Origin of the sequence: Kitasatospora sp. DSM 101779 (assembly GCF_025655475.1) — a bacterium.
Classification (GTDB): Bacteria; Actinomycetota; Actinomycetes; order Streptomycetales; family Streptomycetaceae; genus Kitasatospora.
Genome location: NZ_JAHTIK010000001.1, coordinates 4,240,947 through 4,258,837 on the forward strand (window position 1 = coordinate 4,240,947; position 17,891 = coordinate 4,258,837).

Annotated in this window: 16 protein-coding genes; 13 read left to right on the forward strand and 3 right to left on the reverse strand. The window is 74.8% G+C overall.

All coding sequences use genetic code 11. The features are described from left to right. From KSNIM_RS19245 to KSNIM_RS19280, 8 genes are all read left to right on the forward strand, one after another. Positions 1 to 748 (forward strand): dihydrolipoamide acetyltransferase family protein (locus tag KSNIM_RS19245; protein ID WP_263104441.1); only part of this gene is annotated, 748 nt, incomplete at its 5' end. 253 nt (positions 749 to 1,001) lie between these two features. Continuing rightward, a complete protein-coding gene (locus KSNIM_RS19250; protein WP_263104442.1) occupies positions 1,002 to 2,231 on the forward strand; it encodes a benzoate/H(+) symporter BenE family transporter in 1,230 nt (409 codons plus the stop codon). A gap of 338 nt (positions 2,232 to 2,569) precedes the next feature. After that, a complete protein-coding gene (locus tag KSNIM_RS19255; RefSeq protein WP_263104443.1) occupies positions 2,570 to 4,111 on the forward strand; it encodes a peptidoglycan-binding protein in 1,542 nt (513 codons plus the stop codon). Continuing rightward, a complete protein-coding gene (locus KSNIM_RS19260; RefSeq protein WP_317634036.1) occupies positions 4,108 to 4,791 on the forward strand; it encodes an ABC transporter ATP-binding protein in 684 nt (227 codons plus the stop codon). Before KSNIM_RS19255 ends, KSNIM_RS19260 begins: the two co-directional genes overlap by 4 nt. Further along, the gene (locus KSNIM_RS19265; RefSeq protein WP_263104444.1) at positions 4,788 to 6,038 is read left to right on the forward strand and encodes an ABC transporter permease; all 1,251 of its coding nucleotides are present in this window, start codon (positions 4,788 to 4,790) and stop codon (positions 6,036 to 6,038) included. Before KSNIM_RS19260 ends, KSNIM_RS19265 begins: the two co-directional genes overlap by 4 nt. Positions 6,039 to 6,248: 210 nt before the next feature. Next, entirely contained in the window at positions 6,249 to 7,475 is a 1,227-nt protein-coding gene (locus tag KSNIM_RS19270; RefSeq protein ID WP_263104445.1) for a M64 family metallopeptidase, read from the forward strand. A 106-nt stretch (positions 7,476 to 7,581) separates the two neighbouring features. Then, positions 7,582 to 8,898, forward strand: a complete 1,317-nt coding sequence (locus KSNIM_RS19275) for an MFS transporter (RefSeq protein WP_263104446.1) — start codon at positions 7,582 to 7,584, stop codon at positions 8,896 to 8,898. A gap of 393 nt (positions 8,899 to 9,291) precedes the next feature. Further along, on the forward strand, positions 9,292 to 9,543 hold the full coding sequence (locus KSNIM_RS19280) for a hypothetical protein (RefSeq protein ID WP_263104447.1): 252 nt from the start codon (positions 9,292 to 9,294) through the stop codon (positions 9,541 to 9,543). A 60-nt stretch (positions 9,544 to 9,603) separates the two neighbouring features. Here the strand turns inward: KSNIM_RS19280 and KSNIM_RS19285 are convergent, their stop codons facing one another. Together KSNIM_RS19285 and KSNIM_RS19290 are read right to left on the reverse strand one after the other, a co-directional pair. Then, on the reverse strand, positions 9,604 to 9,735 hold the full coding sequence (locus KSNIM_RS19285) for a hypothetical protein (RefSeq protein WP_263104448.1): 132 nt from the start codon (positions 9,733 to 9,735) through the stop codon (positions 9,604 to 9,606). A 166-nt stretch (positions 9,736 to 9,901) separates the two neighbouring features. Beyond that, positions 9,902 to 10,735 carry a maleylpyruvate isomerase family mycothiol-dependent enzyme gene (locus KSNIM_RS19290; RefSeq protein WP_263104449.1) on the reverse strand — a complete coding sequence of 278 codons (834 nt, stop codon included), beginning with the start codon at positions 10,733 to 10,735 and terminating at the stop codon, positions 9,902 to 9,904. A gap of 156 nt (positions 10,736 to 10,891) precedes the next feature. On the opposite strand from KSNIM_RS19290, the gene KSNIM_RS19295 reads away from it, so the two are divergent. The 3 genes from KSNIM_RS19295 (at position 10,892) to KSNIM_RS19305 (ending at position 13,609) form a co-directional block, all read left to right on the forward strand. Next, on the forward strand, positions 10,892 to 11,689 hold the full coding sequence (locus KSNIM_RS19295) for a carbon-nitrogen family hydrolase (protein WP_263104450.1): 798 nt from the start codon (positions 10,892 to 10,894) through the stop codon (positions 11,687 to 11,689). A 249-nt stretch (positions 11,690 to 11,938) separates the two neighbouring features. Continuing rightward, positions 11,939 to 12,838 carry a GntR family transcriptional regulator gene (locus KSNIM_RS19300; protein WP_317634111.1) on the forward strand — a complete coding sequence of 300 codons (900 nt, stop codon included), beginning with the start codon at positions 11,939 to 11,941 and terminating at the stop codon, positions 12,836 to 12,838. A 120-nt stretch (positions 12,839 to 12,958) separates the two neighbouring features. Next, positions 12,959 to 13,609 (forward strand): hypothetical protein, encoded by a 651-nt coding sequence (locus KSNIM_RS19305; protein ID WP_263104451.1) that lies wholly within the window; start codon positions 12,959 to 12,961, stop codon positions 13,607 to 13,609. A 73-nt stretch (positions 13,610 to 13,682) separates the two neighbouring features. Here KSNIM_RS19305 and KSNIM_RS19310 read toward each other — a convergent pair whose 3' ends face one another. Further along, positions 13,683 to 14,468, reverse strand: a complete 786-nt coding sequence (locus KSNIM_RS19310; protein ID WP_411543744.1) for an SLATT domain-containing protein — start codon at positions 14,466 to 14,468, stop codon at positions 13,683 to 13,685. 465 nt (positions 14,469 to 14,933) lie between these two features. Here KSNIM_RS19310 and purD point away from each other — a divergent pair, with 465 nt between their 5' ends. Then, positions 14,934 to 16,175: a phosphoribosylamine--glycine ligase gene (purD, locus tag KSNIM_RS19315; protein ID WP_263104452.1), complete on the forward strand. Its 1,242-nt coding sequence runs from the start codon at positions 14,934 to 14,936 to the stop codon at positions 16,173 to 16,175. Positions 16,176 to 16,685: 510 nt separating this feature from the next. Next, the coding region (locus KSNIM_RS19320) for a hypothetical protein (RefSeq protein ID WP_263104453.1) at positions 16,686 to 17,891 on the forward strand (1,206 nt) is incomplete at its 3' end.

Here is a 17,891-nt window from a genome sequence, read left to right on the forward strand (position 1 = left end):
GGCCCCGCAGGCCGCGCCGGCCGCCGCCCCCGTGGCGAGCGGCGCGGGCGACGTGCGGGTGCCGATCAAGGGCGTCCGCAAGGCCACTGCGGCCGCCATGGTCTCCTCGGCCTTCACCGCGCCGCACGTCACCGAGTTCGTCCAGATCGACGTGACCCGCACGATGAAGCTGGTCCGCAAGCTCAAGGAGACCGGCGAGCTCGGCCGGGACGTCCGCGTCTCGCCGCTGCTGCTGGTCGCCAAGGCGCTGCTCACCGCGGTCAAGCGGCACCCGGAGATCAACGCCGCCTGGGACGAGGCCGCCCAGGAGATCGTGATCAAGGGGCAGGTCAACCTGGGCATCGCGGCGGCCACGCCGCGCGGCCTGATCGTCCCGAACATCAAGGACGCCGGCGGCAAGACCCTGACCCAGCTGGCCCTCTCGCTCGGCGAGCTGGTCGACACCGCGCGTGAGGGCAAGACCTCGCCCGCGGACATGCAGGGCGGCTCGATCACCATCACCAACGTCGGCGTCTTCGGCGTCGACACCGGCACCCCGATCCTCAACCCGGGCGAGGCGGCCATCCTCGCCTTCGGTGCGGTCCGGGAGATGCCTTGGGTGCACAAGGGCAAGGTGGTGCCCCGTCAGGTCACCACGCTGGCACTCTCCTTCGACCACCGCCTGGTCGACGGCGAACTCGGCTCCAAGGTGCTCGCGGACATCGCCGCGATCCTGGAACGCCCGAAGCGGCTCATCACCTGGGCCTGACCCTTCGCGCACGCCGCCGGCCCCGTCCCCTCCGTGGGGGCGGGGCCGGCGTCGTTCCCGGACCGTCCGCGGCGGACGAGGCGCCCGACCGCGAGCAGCACCCCGCCACCGGGCGCGCGGGTGGCTGCGGCGGCCACGGCGGAGTCGCCGGCCTGACGTCGGACACCCCCGCGGGCACGACCGGCCCGGGAGCGGCAGGTGGGGCCGGGATATTTCCTCCGGGTCTCCGGGGTCCCTCGGCGATACTGCTCCCATGTCCGATCGTCAGACCGCGGTGCAGGTCGAGGCCGCCGCCCCCGTCCTGTCCGAGCCGCGGCCCTCGCTGCGGCGCGACGTCTCGCTGCCGGCCCTGCTGGCCGGTCTGGTCTGCATCGCCGTCTCCTTCTCGGGGCCGCTGGTGGTGGTGCTCGCCGCGGCCTCCGCCGGGCACCTGGACCCGGCGCACACCGCCTCCTGGATCTGGGCGGTGTCGATCGGCAGTGGCCTGACCTGCCTGCTGCTCAGCTGGTGGACGCGGACCCCGGTGATCACCGCCTGGTCCACCCCCGGCGCGGCCCTGCTGGTCGGCAGCCTCGGCGCCTATCCGTACCGGGAGGCGGTCGGCGCCTTCCTGCTCTCCTCCGTCGCCGTGGCCGTGCTCGGCGCCACCGGTCTGTTCGGCCGGCTGGTGCGGGCGATCCCGGTCGGCATCGTCAACGCGATGCTGGCCGGCATCCTGTTCACCTTCGGCGCCGGGATCTTCACCGAGCTGCGGGGTGCTCCCGTCCTGGTGCTCGGCACCTTCGGCGCCTTCCTGCTCGCCAAGCGGTGGCTTCCGCGGTACGCCGTCCCGCTGGCGCTGCTGGCCGGCGCGGTGCTCGCCGCGGCCACCGTCGGGCTGCCCCTGCAGCTGGGGTCGGGCGGGCCGACCCGGCCGGTGCTCACCGTGCCGGGCTTCTCCTGGGCGGCGACCGTCGGCCTGGCACTGCCGCTCACCATCGTGGCCCTGGCCTCGCAGAACGCCCCGGGCCTCGGCATCATGCGGGCCTCCGGCTACCGGCCGGACGACCGGATGCTGGTGGGCGCCACCGGCGCGGTCTCCGTGCTGCTGGCGCCGTTCGGCTCGCCGGGCGTCAACCTCGCCGCCATCACCGCCGCGATCTGCACCAGCGAGGAGAGCCACCCCGACCCGCGGCGGCGCTACGTCGCCGGGATGTCCGCGGGCGTGCTGTACCTGCTGGTGGGCAGCTTCGGCGGGGTGCTGGTCAGCCTGTTCACCGGGCTGCCGCACGTGCTGATCGCGGTGATCGCCGGGGTGGCGCTGCTCGCCTCGTTCCAGGGCAGTCTGGCAGGTGCGGTCGCCGACGAGCACGGCCGGGACGGCGCCGTGGTGACGTTCCTGGCGACCGCCTCGGGCATGACGCTGTTCGGCATCGGCGCGGCCTTCTGGGGACTGCTGCTCGGCGTCGCCACCCACCTCGTGCTGCGTCCCCGCCGGTCCTGAAAACCCGCCTCTCTTTTCCGCGGTATTCCGTCGGAATCACGTCGAATGCCCGTATTCAGGGTTCGTGGACACCGTGCGTGCGCTCCTGTGCGCCGGACGGTCGAACCCGGGATGCGATCTTGCCGCGGGTGTGCTCGCAGAGCTGCCCCGAACGGCCGAATTCCGTGCGTGTACGGGAAGTTCGGCACGAAATTCGCGACCCGCGGATCGCATGGCGAAGAGGGTCGCGCGGGTAGGCTGAAGCGGCTCGATCCGGATGCGGTGGGGAATTCGGAATCACCCGGTCCGGTGCACGTGAATTCCTCCGACGAGCAGCGGCGATGGCTGGTGACATGGCAGTGGGCGATCTGATTCGGGAACCGGAGCGCGAATTCGACGGGGAGGAGACCGCCGCCGAGACGGTCGGATCCGGCCGGTCGCGGCTGGTCCGGCGCCGGCGGGCCCTGCTGGCCGTCGCCGCCTCGGCGGCACTGGTCGCCTGCGGCGGCCTGGGCGCGGCCGGACTCGTCAAGTCGCCCGCCGAGCGGGCCGCCGACACCGCCCCGCCGCCCGGCAGCGTGCTCACCGCCGAGGCGGCGATGAAGGTGCTGACCCGCTCCACGGTCACCCGCGGCCAGGTCTACCCGCCCACCCGGTACGACGTCACCCCGGCGCCGTCCTCCCCGGAGATCACGCAGCTGTACGTCTCCGCCCTCTCGGTGAAGGCGGGTGACGCCGTGGCCAACGGGCAGCTGCTCGCCGAGGTCTCCGGCCGGCCGCTGTTCGTCCTCAAGGGTGCGGTGCCGGCCTACCGGGACCTCAAGCCGGGCGCCAGCGGGTCCGACGTCGCCCAGCTGCAGGCCGCGCTGGCCGAGCTCGGCCACCTCCGAGGCGGGGATGCCGAGGGGGAGTACGGCCCGGGCACCGCGCGCGCCGTCACCGACTTCTACCGGCAGATCGGACACCCCGCACCTACCGCGGGCGCGGCAGCCGCGCAGGCCGTGGATGCCGCGAAGCGCGCCGTGGACGCCGATCAGCGCACCGTCGACGAGCTGAAGTCCCGGCAGTCGGCCCCTGCGGCCCCGCCGTCGGACGGTGCCTCCGCCGCCCCGTCCGACCAGGCCGGCCAGAGCGTCCTGCCGGACCTCGCCGCCCAGCTCGACGAGGCCGAGCGGAAGCTGTCCGACGACCGGGCGGCACTGGCCCGGGCGGAGGAGGCCGACGGGCCGGTGGTGCCGGCCGGCGAGGCGGTCTTCCTGCCGGTGCTGCCGGCCGCCGTGACCGCGGTCAACGCCGCCGTCGGCGGGCCCGTCGCAGGTCCACTGCTCTCGCTGACCAGCGGCGACCTGGTGGTCACCGGCCAGCTCACCCCCGGGCAGGCACCCGGGATCGCCCCGGGCATGGCCGTGGAGATCCTCGCCGAGAACACCGGCACGGTGGTGCGGGGCAAGGTCGCCGAGCTCGGCCCGCGGACCACCGCGGCACCGGCGGGCCGGGTGATCGCGATCGGCGGCGCCGCTGCCGCGTCCGGCTCCGGCTCGGCCACCGGCAGCGCCTCCGGTGGCGCTGCGGCCGCGCCGGCGGCACCGGCCGCCCCGCCCGCAGCCGCCTACGTCCCGCTGCGGATCACCCCGGACGAGCCGCTGCCCGCCGCACTGAGCGGCCAGAACGTCCGCATCACCGTCCAGCGCAGTGCCACCGCCCAGCCGGTGCTGTGCGTGCCGGTCGCCGCCGTCTACACCGACGCCACCGGGCGGACGGCCGTCACCCGGATCGGCTCCACGGGCCGCAAGGTCACCGTGCCGGTGACCACCGGGGTGAACGCCGACGGGTACGTGTCCGTCATCCCCGTGCAGGCCGCGCAGCTGCAGCCGGGCGACCAGGTGGTGGTCGGCCGGTGAGCGAGGTGATCCGACTGGAGGGGGTGGGCCGCAGCTTCGCCGGCCCGCCGCCGGTCACCGCACTGCACCCCTGCGACCTGTCCGTGCGGCGCGGTGAGTTCGTGGCGGTGACCGGCCCGTCCGGCTCCGGCAAGTCCACCCTGCTCCACCTGCTGGGCCTGCTCGACACCCCGACCACCGGCCGCTACGCGCTGGACGGCATCGACACCGGCAGCCTCCGCGACCGGGACCGCTCCACCCTCCGGGGCCGCCGGATCGGCTTCGTCTTTCAGTCCTTCCAGCTGCTGCCGCACCGCACCGCCGAGGAGAACGTGCAGCTCGCCCAGGTCTATCACCGCACCCCCCGGGCGGAGCGCCGGACGGCGGCCCGGGAGGCCCTGCAACGGGTCGGCCTCGGCCACCGGGTGGAGGCGCTGCCCACCACGCTCTCCGGCGGCGAGCGGCAGCGGGTCGCCATCGCCCGCGCCCTGGTCAACCGGCCCGACCTGCTGCTCTGCGACGAGCCCACCGGCAACCTGGACTCCGCGAGCGCGGCCGCCGTGCTGGAGCAGTTCGAGCGGCTCAACGGCGAGGGCTACACCGTGGTGATGATCACCCACGATCCTGCGGTGGCCGCCCGGGCCCGCCGGGTGGTCCGGATCGCGGACGGCCGGCTGACCGAGCCGGCGGCCGTCCGATGAGCGCCACCGGCCCGGTCGGCCCGCCCTCCCGGCTCGGGCCGCGCGACCTGCTGGCCGAGGCACTGGCGGGCGTGCTGCAGCGCCCCGGCCGCTCGGCGCTCACCATGCTCGGCACGGTGCTGGGCATCGGCTCGTTCGTCGCGGTGCTGGGCCTGACCGCCACCGCCTCCGGGCAGATCGGCGCCCGGTTCGACCTGGCGCGGGCGACTACGGTGACCGTCACCGACCACCCCGTGACGGACGGCGTCCCGCCGGGCGCCAACCCGCCGAGCGGCTTCCCCGCCGACTCCGACGCGCGGGCCGGCCGGATCGACGGCGTCACCGCGGCCGGCCTGTGGTGGCGGATCCCCTCGGACGACCTGCGGATCTCTGCCGCCCCCGCGACCGGCCCCGGCGTCCAGGGGCTCGCGCTGTTCGCCGCCACCCCCGGCGCCGTCGCCGCGGTGCACCCGACGCTGGCCGCCGGAGTGACCCTCGACCGGTACGCCCAGTCCGCCGCGCTGCCGGTGGTGCTGCTCAGCCGGACGGCGGCCACGAGGCTCGGGGTGACCCGGCTGGACGCCCAGCCCGCGATCTTCATCCAGGGCCTGCCGTACACCGTGATCGGCGTCTACGACCAGGTCGAACGGCTGCCGGACACCATGCTCGGCATGATCGTCCCCGGCTCCACCGCGCTGGAGCGCTTCGGCAATCCAGGCACCGCCGACGACGAGGCCGCGCACCTGATCGCCGCCACCCGGGTCGGCGCCGCCGCCGTGGTCGCCGACCAGCTGGCCGTGGCCCTGCGCCCGGACGCCCCGGACCTGCTGACCGTCACGGCCCCGCCGGACCCGCACGGCCTGCGCGACCGGGTCACCTCCGACCTCACCGGCCTCTTCCTGGCGCTGGCCGCCATCTGCCTGGTCGTGGGCGCGGTCGGGATCGCCAACACCACCCTGGTCGCCGTGCTCGAACGCACCCCCGAGATCGGCCTGCGCCGCTCCCTGGGCGCCCGCACCCGCCACATCGCCGCGCAGTTCCTCACCGAGTCGACCGCACTCGGCACCCTCGGCGGACTGATCGGCACCTGTCTCGGCGTGCTCACCGTGCTCGCGGTCGCCGCCGCCCGGGACTGGACGGCCGTCCTGCAGCCCTGGGCCACCCTGCCGGCGCCGCTGCTCGGCTCCGCGGTCGGCCTGCTCGCCGGCCTCTACCCGGCCGTCCGGGCGGCCGGGACCGACCCGCTCACCGCCCTGCGCGGCGGGTGAGCGGGGGCTGACGGGGGCTGAGCGGGGGCCGGCCCGGGATTCGCCGGGGCAGCCGGGAGCCCCGGGGCCAGCCGACACACCGGTGCGGCATTGGGCCGGTCCGGCGAACTTCGGGTTCGTCCGGTCGGCCGGGCGTGTCGCGAGGGGTACGTCTGTGCGACCACCACCCGGGTCCCCGCCGGGTGACCGGAGCCCGGAGGACGCACCCGCATGCCGCCTGGCAACCCTGGCCGGATCGTCCGGAGTCTGGCCGCACTCGTGCTGATGTCGGCCGCCGTGCTGCCCGCGGCGCTCGAGGTCGCGGCGCCCGCACCGTCCGCGGTGATAGGGCCGCCCGCCGGGCCGCTCACCGACCGCGGTGCGCCGCCCGCCCAGAACCGGATCGACCTCCGGGCGCCCGGCGCCGCCCCGAGCGTGGACATCCGCCGGGCCGGCGACCCGGCCAACCGGATCACCCTGGTGCTGCTCGGCGATGGCTACACCGCCGCCCAGCAGCCGCTCTTCCGGGAACAGGCCGACCGGGCCTGGCGGGCCCTGATGGAGATCGAGCCGTTCCGGACCTACCAGAACTTCTTCAACATACGGAGGGTCGAGGTGGTCTCCCCGGTCTCCGGCATAGCCGAGGCCGAGGACGGCCGGCCCACCGACACCCCGCTCGGCATGCACTTCTGGTGCGAGGGCACCGCCCGGCTGCTCTGCGCCGACGAGTCCGCCACCGCCCGCTACGCCGGCGAGGACGCCGGACCGCAGTACCTGATAGCGCTCGCCAACTCCGAGGAGTACGGCGGCGCCGGAGGCACCGGCGTCACCACCCTGGCCGGCGGCAGCCCCGACGCCGGCCGGATCATCCAGCACGAGATCGGCCACACCGTCGGCGACCTCGGCGACGAGTACGACAGCGCCCCCAACGACCCCGGCTACGCCAACCTCTCGGCCGTCGACGCCGACGAGATGCTGCGGACCCACACCAAGTGGTGGCGCTGGCTCGGCGCCACCTCGCCGGACGGCGGCGGCGTGGTGGGCGCCTACCGCAGTGCCAACGGCCTCTACCGGCCGACCGCCGACTCGGTGATGCGCACCCTCGGCGGGCAGTACAACCTGCCCTCGCGCGAGGCGATCGTCGAACAGGTCTACCGCCGGGTGAAGCCACTGGACGGCGCCTCGCCCACACCCGGCGTGGTCTCCGGGCGGCCGCGGCTCCAGGTGAGCGCGGTGCCCCTGGAGGGACCGCGCCAACTCGCCGTCGAGTGGACGGTGAACGGGCGGCCGGTCGCGGCCCCCGGCGACACCTGGCTGGACACCACCGCCCTGTCGCTGGCGCCCGGCGCCCGCGCCACCGTCACCGCGACCGTCCGCGACACCACCGACTGGGTGCGGGACGAGGCCTTCCGGGACCGCTACATGACCCGCACCGTGAGCTGGACACTGACCGGCTGACCCCGCGCCCCGGCCCGCTGCCGCCGGTCCGCCGCGTGTCCGGGGCCGGACCCGGTTCGTACCCTGCCCGATTGATCCGGTCATGGGATGACTAGGCTCAGGGGCCATGAGCGCGGACCCCGTCGGCACCACCCGTCCCCCGTCCCCCCTCGTCCCGCCGCAGACCCTCGTCCGTCCCCTCCCGCCCGGCGGCCGCGCCGCCTGGGCGGCCTGGGCCGTCGGCGCCTCGGTCTACCTCCTCGCGGTCGTCCACCGCACCAGCCTCGGCGTGGCCGGCCTCGACGCCGCCACCCGCTTCGGGATCGGTGCCTCCGCCCTCTCCACCTTCGCCATCCTGCAGGTCCTGGTCTACGCCGCCATGCAGATCCCGGTCGGCCTGCTGGTGGACCGCCAGGGCGCCCGGCGGGTGCTGCTGCTGGGCGTCCTGCTGATGAGCACCGGGCAGCTCGCCTTCGCCTTCGCGAGCTCCTTCGGCCCGGCCCTCGCCTCCCGGGCCGTGCTCGGCTGCGGCGACGCCATGACCTTCATCAGCGTGCTCCGGATCGCCGCGCACTGGTTCCCGGCCGACCGGAACCCGCTGATCGCCCAGCTCACCGGCCTGGTCGGGGTCGGCGGAAACCTGGTCACCACGGTCGTCCTCGCCCGAGCCCTGCACGAACAGGGCTGGACGGCCACCTTCGCGGCCGTTTCGCTCGCCGGCGTCGGGATCTTCGCGCTGGTCGGACTCGTCCTGCGGGAGGGGCCCGGCCACGACCGGCGGGCCCGCCGCGGCACCACCGCCCCGGCGACCTCCGTCCGCCGCCAGATCCGGGACGCCTGGGCCGAACCCGGCACCCGGCTCGGCCTGTGGGTGCACTTCACCACCGCCTTTCCCGCCAGCGCCTTCGGCCTGCTCTGGGGCATGCCCTACCTGGTCGAGGGCCAGGGCATGAGCCGCACCGAGGCCGGCGGACTGCTCACCCTGCTCGTGGTCAGCAACATGGTCTTCGCGCTGGTCTTCGGCCGGACGGTCTCCCGCAGCCCGCGCAGCCGGATGCCGCTCGCTCTCGCGGTGATCACCGCCACCGCGCTCTGCTGGGCCACCGCCCTCGGCTGGCCCGGCGGACGCCCGCCGCTCTGGCTGCTGGTGGTGCTGATCGCCGTCATGGGCAGCAACGGCCCCGCCTCGCTGATCGGCCTCGACTACGCCCGCTCGCACAACCCCGCCGAGCGCCTCGGTACCGCCTCCGGCATCGCCAACATGGGCGGCTTCGTCGGCGCCGTCGTCACCCTGCTCGGCATCGGCGTCCTCCTCGACGCCCTCGCCGGCGCCGGCGGCACCCACTCCGCCGAGGCCTACCGCTGGGCCTTCTGCTGGCAGTACGTGCCGCTGGCGGTCGGCACCGCGATGATCCTCCGGCTCCGCCGCAGGGCCGGGCACTGAAACGCCCATACCCTCACTTCACGTGAGGGTGTTGGCGTTCTCGCAGGTCAGAAACCCTGAGTCCGGCTGAGGGTTACGACTCGGACCTCCCCGATCTCCCGGAGCAGGTCCGCGATGTCGAGCGGTACCCCGGTGAAGGTGACCCGGCCGAGCTCGCACCGGACCGTGCCGCCCGGGTGGTTGCGGCAGCCGGTCTCGGCCAGGTGCCGGATCAACTCGACGAGTTTCAGCCGCGGGCAGCGCGGGCAGCACCACGCTCCCGCGGATCCCGACCCGCTCCACGCTCGGGAAGTCGTAGTACGGGCCGCACGGCGGCCCGCTGTCCTCGCCGCGGGACGGCACCCGGAACTCCATCTCGCCGTGCCGGCAGTGCAAAGTGCCGTCCGAGCGGACGTGGGCACCGATGTCGTCACCGCGCGTGATGTCGGTCAGGATCTCCACCTGCTCCCCGACCGCCTCGGCCAGGGTCTCGGCCATCCGCATCCGGTGATGGCCGAGGTCGAAGTCGCCGCGCCTGATGGAGGGCAACAGGTCGCCGGTGATCCACTCCTGGAGGGCCGGGCGGCTTCCATGTCGGAGCGCATGATCAGTTGGTACAAGCCGACCTCGCTGATCACTCCGACCCATGGGTTCCCGCGCCCGTAGGGTTTTCCACCTGCGGAAACGCCATTACCCTCGCCTGAGGCTAGGGTTGCGGCGAGAAGATCAACCCGCCTGATGCGGGTTGTACTCCGCGGTGACGAACCACGGTTCCCCGTCGATCATCACCACCCTGATCGGCTGCCCCGTGATCGGGAAGCTCGACGGCACCAACGCCATGTCGGTCTCGTCGTGCATACCGCCCCCTCCTTCACTCTCGGTGATGGGTGCTGTGCGCATCAACGAGTCCGAACGCGTGATGTGGCGGTCGGCAGGTGTCGTACGGAGGTGCGAGGGCGCGTGCCACCCGCGCGCGGGGGAGTGCGCCAGGGGAGGTGCCCCCGCGGTTCCGGCGGCCGGACGGTCAGGGAGTCAGGGCGAAGTGGGCCAGGATGCGGGCGGCGAGTTCGGTGTCGCCGTCGACGCGGACGGTGTGGGCGGCGACCTCGGGGCGGACCCGGCCGCAGGCGAGCCGGAGGTAGGTCTCCCAGTCGAGGTGGAACTGGACGTCGGGCGCGAGGCCGACGGAGGTGTCCACGCTGGCGTGGCCGGCGGCGTTCACCCGGACGGTGCGCAGGAACTCCAGGTGGCCGGAGACGTCGAAGACCACCGTCGAGCCAGCCGGTGCCCCGGCGAGCTTGGCGACCACCTTGGGCAGCCCCTGGACCAGGTAGTCGCGGGCGACCACCGCGCCGGGGGAGTCCAGGTTGCCGGGCACCTGCAGGGCGCGCCGCAGGTCCTGCTCGTGCACCCAGACGTCGAAGGCGCGGTTGCGCAGCAGCTCGGTGTAGCTGATGTCCCGGGAGAGCGGGCCGGCCGGCCAGCGGACGAGGTCCTCCGGCTGGTGGCGGGCGTTGCGCAGGGCCCGCGAGCGGCGGATGACGGTGTACTCCAGCTCGCTGGTGATCTCCACCGGGGTGTGGCAGCGGCGCTTGTCGACCGGCAGCTCGACGTAGCGGGCGAAGTCGGTGGTGACGTGCCGCAGGTCGCGGGGGAGGGAGTGGATCGGCCGGGGGTCGCCGAGCAGCTCGGACTCGACGGCGATGATGTGCGAGACGATGTCGCGGACCGACCAGCCCGGGCATTCGGTGGGCCGGTTCCACGAGTCGGTGGGCAGCGGGGCCAGCAGCTCGGCCACGGACTCGATGGACTGCGTCCACGCGTCGGTGTATGCCTGCACGGTCTGGTTGTCCGTCACGGGTATCTCCGGCCCTCCGTCAGCTTCCAACACGCGCCGCCGGCCGCCGCCGGGACCTGGGGGCGCAAGTGCTACCCGCACGTTACGCTGTCGGGTCACAGCGGGGCAGCGCTTTCGGGTGATGATCGTAGGACTCTTGTCGTGGACGGTGGTACTGTGCGCGCTTCATTGATCCAACTCGCGGTCTCCGATTCCGAGCCGCCCGCCGAGCGGCGGTCCCGCGCTGCGGCGCTGGTCCGGGCCCAGGAGGGCGCGGATCTGGTGGTGCTGCCGGAGCTCTGGGCGCTCGGCGGCTTCGCCTACGAGGCGTGGTCGAGCGGGGCCGAGCCCCTGGACGGACCCACCGCCGAAGCCATGTCGGCGGCCGCCAGGGCGGCCCGGGTGTGGCTGCACGCCGGTTCGATCGTCGAACGCGATCCGGACGGTCCGATCTACAACACCTCGCTGCTGTTCGCGCCGGACGGCGCCCTCACCCACACCTACCGGAAGATCCACCGCTTCGGTTTCGACAGCGGTGAGGCGGTCGCGATGGGCGCGGGCCAGGAGATCGTCACCGCCGCCACCGACCTCGGCCGGCTCGGACTCGCGACCTGCTACGACCTGCGCTTCCCCGAACTCTTCCGCGCGCTGCTGGACGACGGCGCCGAGCTGCTCGTGGTCCCGGCCGCCTGGCCGGAGCGCCGCCGCGAGCACTGGACGCTGCTGGCCCGCGCCCGGGCCGTCGAGGAGCAGGCGTTCGTCCTGGCCTGCAACACGGCGGGCACCCACGGCGGTGTGCCGCAGGCCGGGCACAGCCTGGTGGTGGACCCGTGGGGCCGGGTGCTCGGTGAGGCCGGCGAGGACGAGGAGGTGCTCACGGTGGAGTTCGACCCGGCCGAGGTCGGCAAGGCCCGCGCCGACTTCCCGGTCCACCGCGACCGGCTGCTCGGCATCCCCGCACCCGTCCAGCGCTGAGCTCCGGCGCCGGGCTACGGCGCCGGTCTCCGGCACCGGCCCTGCGCCGCCGTCCCGCCCGGGCGACCGCCGCCCGGCCGCTGCCCGCTGTGCCCGGGCCCGCCGGCCGGCCGCCCCGGCAGCCGGTGCCCGGTGTCCGGTTATGGGCGTGATGGGGCGCTTGTGCACCCAGGGGTCGACTTTGAGAAGATGAGCCGCCATCGCGTTCCGCGCTGGCCCCGTGACACCTGACGAGGAGGGGTGGCCGCGATGTACGGCACCGGTGCCGCCCGTCCCCCGATCCAGCGCAACAGCCTGCGCGAGCAGATCGCCGATGCGCTGCGCGAGGAGATGATGGCCGGCCGGCTCGCCGCCGGCCGGAACTTCACCGTCAAGGAGATCGCCGACCTCTACGGGGTCTCCGCGACCCCGGCCCGCGAGGCGATGGTCGACCTCGCCGCCCAGGGGCTGCTCCGGGCCGAGCACCACCGCGGATTCACCGTCCCGGAGTTCACCTGGCGGGACTTCCTGGAGATCTTCGAGGCCCGCACCCTGCTCACCGACAGTGCGATGCGCCGGCTCACCGCCCACCCGGCCCGCGGCTCCGGCGGCTACGACTGGTCCCGGATGCCCTCGCTGCGCCGCCGGGCGGACGCGGCTGCCCGCGCCTCCCGGCAGGGCCAGCTCGACGTGCTGGTCGGCTGCGACCTGCGGTTCTGGCAGGAGGCCGCGGCCCTGCTCGGGAACGCCCGGATCGCCGAGTACCTCGGCTGGCTGCGCGTGCAGTCCTGGATGTTCGCCGCCCCCCACCTGCGGCAGGCGGGGGACCTCCGCGGCGTCTGCTGGGACCGGCACGGCGACCTGGTCGACCGGATCGAGGCCCGCGACCTGTCCGGCGCGCACCGGGTGGTGAACGAGTACAACCTGTTCACGCTGGAGCTGCTGGCCCGCCTGGCGGGCGAGGAGGCGGACGCGGTGCCGGTGGCGGCGCTGCTGCGCGCCCCGGCCGCGGGCGCCGCGGCGGCCGGCCCGGTGCCGGCTCCCGCAGCCCCGGCCGCGGTGCCGGACGAGGCCACCCGGGTGCCGCTGCCGCGGTCCGTCCCACCGGGGCGCTTCGGGCGGCCGGTGCGGCCCTCCGGTCCGGTGCCGGGCGGGACCTCCCCGTCCTGATCCGGTCCGCCGTCCTCGGCCCGCGCAGGTCCCGGGGGCACCGGTAGGGTGGGCGCTCGTTCCCCGACCACCGTCGGCGGTGCGCACGCCCGTCCGACCACCGGAGAGGATGAGCCGGCCATGGCCTGCGACCTCTGGCTCGTCCCGCTCGTGGACGTCCTCACCTACAACCCCGAGAACCCCTTCCGGGACGACCTCGTCCGCTACAACGCGGTGCTGGCGAGCCACGGGCTGCCCGAGGTCCCGGTGCACGGCTACACGCCCGGCATCACCGGGGAGGTCGAGCCGATAGCCGCCTTCGACTACGACTCACTCCACTTCCTGCGCCGCGCCTACCTGTTGGGCGTGACCGGATTCCAGATCACCCCGGTGGACGCGCTCGGCGGCGACTACGAGCAGCTGCTGGAGATGTTCGAGTCCACGGCCGAACAGTCGCACCTGGTCTGGCACTTCGACCACGCCGGGGCCTACGTCCCGGTGGACTTCGCCGTCCCGCTGGTCGACGACGCGCTGCTGGCGACCGGCGGCCCGCTCGGCTCCTCGTACGGACTCCTGCGCGAACTGCAGGCGGTGGCGCCGGCGTTGGGCATCGACGTGCTCGAACCGCCGGCACCGACCCGGCCGCTCTCGCCGACCGGTCTGGAGCAGCCCTTCGCCCCGCCGCTGGACGAGGCCCACCACCCGTTCGCGCGGGAGCGGCACGCCTGGGCCGGCCTCTACGCGGCGGCGACCCGCAGCGTCACCCAGGGCTCGATGATCGTCTTCGCCTGAGCGGGGGCGTCGGGGCGGCACAACACGGAAGGGCGGGCCACGGCGGGCCCGCCCTGCGGTTCGGTGCGTGCGATCAGCGCAGCGGCCCCTCCGGCGGGCGCTGGCGCGGCATGGTGGGCCGGGTGCCCGGCGGCGGCAGCACCCGCACCTGGGCACCGATCCCGCCCTCGGAGCGGCCGCCCCAGACGCCCGGCGCCTGGGTGGGCAGCTGGGTCATCGTGGCGCGGAACTCCAGCATCCACTCCGAGGTCTCGGTGCGGACCATGTCGGAGACGTCCTCGCAGAACCGCCGCAGCACACCCAGGCAGCGCTCCGCGGCCTCGCCCGCGGTGCCCTCGGTGGGGCCGAGCACCTCGCGGACGCACTCCGAGGCCCAGTCGAACTGGAAGGCCTCCAACCGCCGCTGCAGCGCCTGCGCGGTGGAGACGTCCCGCATCCAGCCCGAGGTGAGGCCGAAACCGCGGTCGGTCAGCATGCAGGCGGCGGACGTCGCGAGGCCGACGTAGCCCCAGGCGGCCGCGCCCTCCAGGACGCCGGTCATGCCGACCAGTGGGGCGCTCACCCCGGCCACCCCGGACACCGCGGCGCCGAAGCGCAGCAGCCGGGCCCAACGGCGCTTCCACACACGGTCCTTGCGGTACCAGTCGATCGCCTCGACGGCCCGCTCCTCGGACCAGCGGTAGAGCTCCTCCAGCCGCTCGGCGGGCTCGCCCCAGTCACCGAGCGGGAATTGACGGGCACTCAGATCGGTACGTCGACGCGTCGGGGTGCGGCCGGTCGAGGCCACCGGGGGCTGGTCCTCCTCACCGACGTCCTTGCCCCAGGGGCTCTCCTCGGGTTGCATTTCCGGCTGGCTCACCTGTGGGGCTCCCTGTGGCGGGTGACAGTGCAGTCCTGGCTGGACGCCCGGCTGACGGTGCGTCGAACCGACGCATCGTCGGACATGGCTCCGTGCGCGGGTGGTGCGAGCCGCCCATGGTGCCGTGCTCCGGCGGTCCGCCGGTTCTCGTCCATCAGCACTTCTTACCCCCAAATGGCTTACCGTGGGGGCGCTTCGGCTGTGATCGTTATCCGAATTCGGGTCCGGAAGCCGAGGTGGGAGGGTTTCGTCGGCGGCGAGATTTCACTCTTCCGAGCGAGGGCCGGCGGGCCCGCGGGCATGACCCGCGGCCCGTGGCTCCGTGCGGGGGAGTCCCGGACCGGCTCCGGGTTGGAGGATCCTCCAGACCGGATGCGCCGAAAAGCGGCACCCTCGGAGGTTTCGCCACGGCCGGCACCCCGGGGGCACGAGAGGGGAACCGGCCACCGACTACCCTTGCCAAGCGTGAAGGTCCTCGTAATCGGCGGCGGCGCCCGCGAACACGCCCTGTGCCGCTCACTGTCCCTCGATCCCGCCGTCACCGAGCTGCACTGCGCCCCGGGCAACGCCGGGATCGCGCAGGTCGCCACGGTGCACCCGGTCGACCAGCTGGACGGCGCGGCCGTCACCGCCCTGGCCCGCGGGCTCGCCGCCGACCTGGTGGTGGTGGGCCCGGAGGCCCCACTGGTGGCCGGCGTCGCCGACCCGCTGCGCGAGGCCGGCATCCCGGTCTTCGGCCCGTCCGCCGACGCGGCGCAGCTGGAGGGCTCCAAGGCCTTCGCCAAGGACGTGATGGCCGCCGCCGGCGTGCCGACCGCCCGCTCCTACGTCTGCACCGACGCCGAGGAGGCGGCCGCCGCGCTGGACGCCTTCGGCGCGCCGTACGTGGTCAAGGACGACGGCCTGGCCGCCGGCAAGGGCGTCGTGGTCACCTCCGACCGCGAGGCCGCGCTGGAGCACGCCGCCGCCTGTGAGCGCGTGGTGATCGAGGAGTACCTGGACGGCCCCGAGGTCTCGCTCTTCGCGATCACCGACGGCACCGCCGTGCTGCCGCTCGTGCCCGCCCAGGACTTCAAGCGCGCCCTGGACGGCGACGAGGGCCCCAACACCGGCGGCATGGGTGCCTACTCGCCGCTGCCCTGGGCCCCCGAGGGCCTGGTCGACGAGGTGCTCGCCACCGTCCTGCAGCCGACCGTGGACGAGCTGCGCCGCCGCGGCACCCCGTTCTCCGGCCTGCTGTACGCGGGCCTCGCGCTGACCTCGCGCGGCACCCGCGTCATCGAGTTCAACGCCCGCTTCGGCGACCCGGAGACCCAGGTCGTGCTGGCCCGGCTGCGCACCCCGCTGGCCGGCGTGCTGCTGGCCGCCGCCGACGGCACCCTCGCCGGCCTGGAGCCGCTGCGCTGGGACGAGGGCGCCGCGGTGACCGTGGTCGTGGCCGCCGAGGGCTACCCGGCCGCGCCGCGTACCGGCGACCCGATCGAGGGCCTGGCCGATGTCGCCGACGAGCACACCCACGTGCTGCACGCGGGCACCCGGACGGGTGAGGGCGGCGAGGTGCTCAGCGCCGGCGGCCGCGTGCTGTCGGTCACCGCGACCGGCGCCGACATCGCCGAGGCCCGCGAGCGCGCCTACCACGGCGTCGCGAAGATCTCGCTCAAGGGCTCGCACCACCGCACCGACATCGCGCTGAAGGCCGCGCAGTAGCGCACTTCCGTCGACGGCGCCGAGGGCGCTGCGCCCACGGGGACACCCCCATGGGCGCAGCGCCCTCGGACGTTCCGCGGCCCGTTCGGCGCGTCGCGGGAGGTTCCCCGAAGCCGGGAATCCAGCCCTTCGGGTGACTCATCGGGCATCCGGCTGACGCAACCGGGGCTCCGGTCGTAGGGTGCGCTGAATCGCGCCCGCCCGCGGTGTCGCCACCGCGGACGCCACCGGGTGGGGCGACGCCTCCGGGGGGATGCTGGGGGCGTCCGGATTGTTCGCGCCGTCACCAGGACGAGTGGAAAGCGGCACGATCCGGAACACCCATCCGTACGAGGGCGTCAACACTGTCAGAAGAGCCATGCAGGATGCACAACCGGGGGCGGCTGCCGCCGAGTCCCGGTCGGATACTGATCATTTCGAGTCGCTCGGGCGCCCCGGGCGCCGGTCCCGCCGGTCCCCCCGGCCCCGGCCCCCTGGCCTCCGACCGCTCCGAAGGGGGTGCCGCGCCGAATGGCCGCTGTCGACGCCGCACGCGCGCATGCCCAGGCCGTGCTGCGAATCCGTGGCTGGGCCCTGGCCGCCACCGTTCTCCCCGCCGCCCTGGCCGTCGTGCTGGTGGCGGGCCGTCTCACCGGCCGGATCGGCGCGCCGGGCTCACCCGACGGCGGCGCGTGGGACGCCGTCCGCTGGGTGATGGCCGCCGTCGCCGTCCTGGCGCTGGTGACCGGCTGGCTGGTGCACCGCTCGCACCGCACGGCCGTGCCACCGGTCACCCCGGCCGTCCCGGTCCGCCCCGAGGAGGCGCCGGAGCTGTACCGGCTGCTGGTCGACCTCGCGGAGCGCCTGGAGGTTCCCGTGCCCTCCGGGATCGCGCTGACCCCGGACTGCGACAGCTGGCTGGAGGAGCCCGCCGGCCCGCACCGCCGGGGCACCCAGCACCCGGCGCCCGTGCTGGTGATCGGCTCGCCCTTCCTGTGGTGGATGCGGGCGGGTGAGCTCCGCGCCCTGCTCGCCCCCGTGGTGGCCGGCACGGCCGTCGCCGCCGACGCCGACATCGCCGCCGCCCGCCGCTTCGTCCGCAGCCTGGACGCCGCGCTCGGCGAGCCCCGTCGCGGCCCGGCCGCGGTGATCGACCGGATCAACCGCCTGCTGCTCGGTGCCTGCCGCGGGCACTCCGCCGAGCTGGAGCGCTCGGCCGCCGCCTGGGCCTCGCACCAGGCCAGGGCGGTCGACTACGGGATGCGGATCGCGGCCCAGGAGCAGGTCGGCCTCGCCTACGCGGGGTGGGACCGCCTGCTCACCCGGGTCGCCCTGCCCGCCTGGCGGCTCGGCCGCCACCCGGAGCACCTGAACGCCGGCGTGGTCGCCGCCCTCACCGAGCTGGCCCGCCGCGACCGGCTCGCCGACGGCTACGAGACCCGGCTCGGCGACCGGCCCGCCTGCGACCTGCTGGAGGAGCCGGGCCGGGTGGACGCCGCCGTCTCGCTGCTCGCCGCCGAGCTGCTCCACCAGGTCCCGCCCGGCGGCTGGCAGCCGCTCGACTGGGACGCCTACCCGGCCGAGGTCGCCGCCCGCGGCTGGCGCGACAAGTCCGCCGTCCTGCAGGCCGCACTGGACGGCGCCGGATCCGGCCGGGCCGGCGGGCCGCCGCTCGCGCGGGTGCTCGCCCGGATCGCCGGCGGGGGCGGCGATGCGCTGGCCGCCCGCCCCCCTGCC

Bases quoted from the DNA above. Each gene is read 5' to 3' on its own strand.
- KSNIM_RS19250 (WP_263104442.1), top strand. From the start codon at position 1,002: ATGTCCGATCGTCAGACCGCGGTGCAGGTCGAGGCCGCCGCCCCCGTC.
- KSNIM_RS19265 (WP_263104444.1), top strand. From the start codon at position 4,788: ATGAGCGCCACCGGCCCGGTCGGCCCGCCCTCCCGGCTCGGGCCGCGC.
- KSNIM_RS19270 (WP_263104445.1), top strand. From the start codon at position 6,249: ATGCCGCCTGGCAACCCTGGCCGGATCGTCCGGAGTCTGGCCGCACTC.
- KSNIM_RS19275 (WP_263104446.1), top strand. From the start codon at position 7,582: ATGAGCGCGGACCCCGTCGGCACCACCCGTCCCCCGTCCCCCCTCGTC.
- KSNIM_RS19285 (WP_263104448.1), bottom strand. From the start codon at position 9,735: ATGCACGACGAGACCGACATGGCGTTGGTGCCGTCGAGCTTCCCGATC.
- KSNIM_RS19300 (WP_317634111.1), top strand. From the start codon at position 11,939: ATGTACGGCACCGGTGCCGCCCGTCCCCCGATCCAGCGCAACAGCCTG.
- KSNIM_RS19305 (WP_263104451.1), top strand. From the start codon at position 12,959: ATGGCCTGCGACCTCTGGCTCGTCCCGCTCGTGGACGTCCTCACCTAC.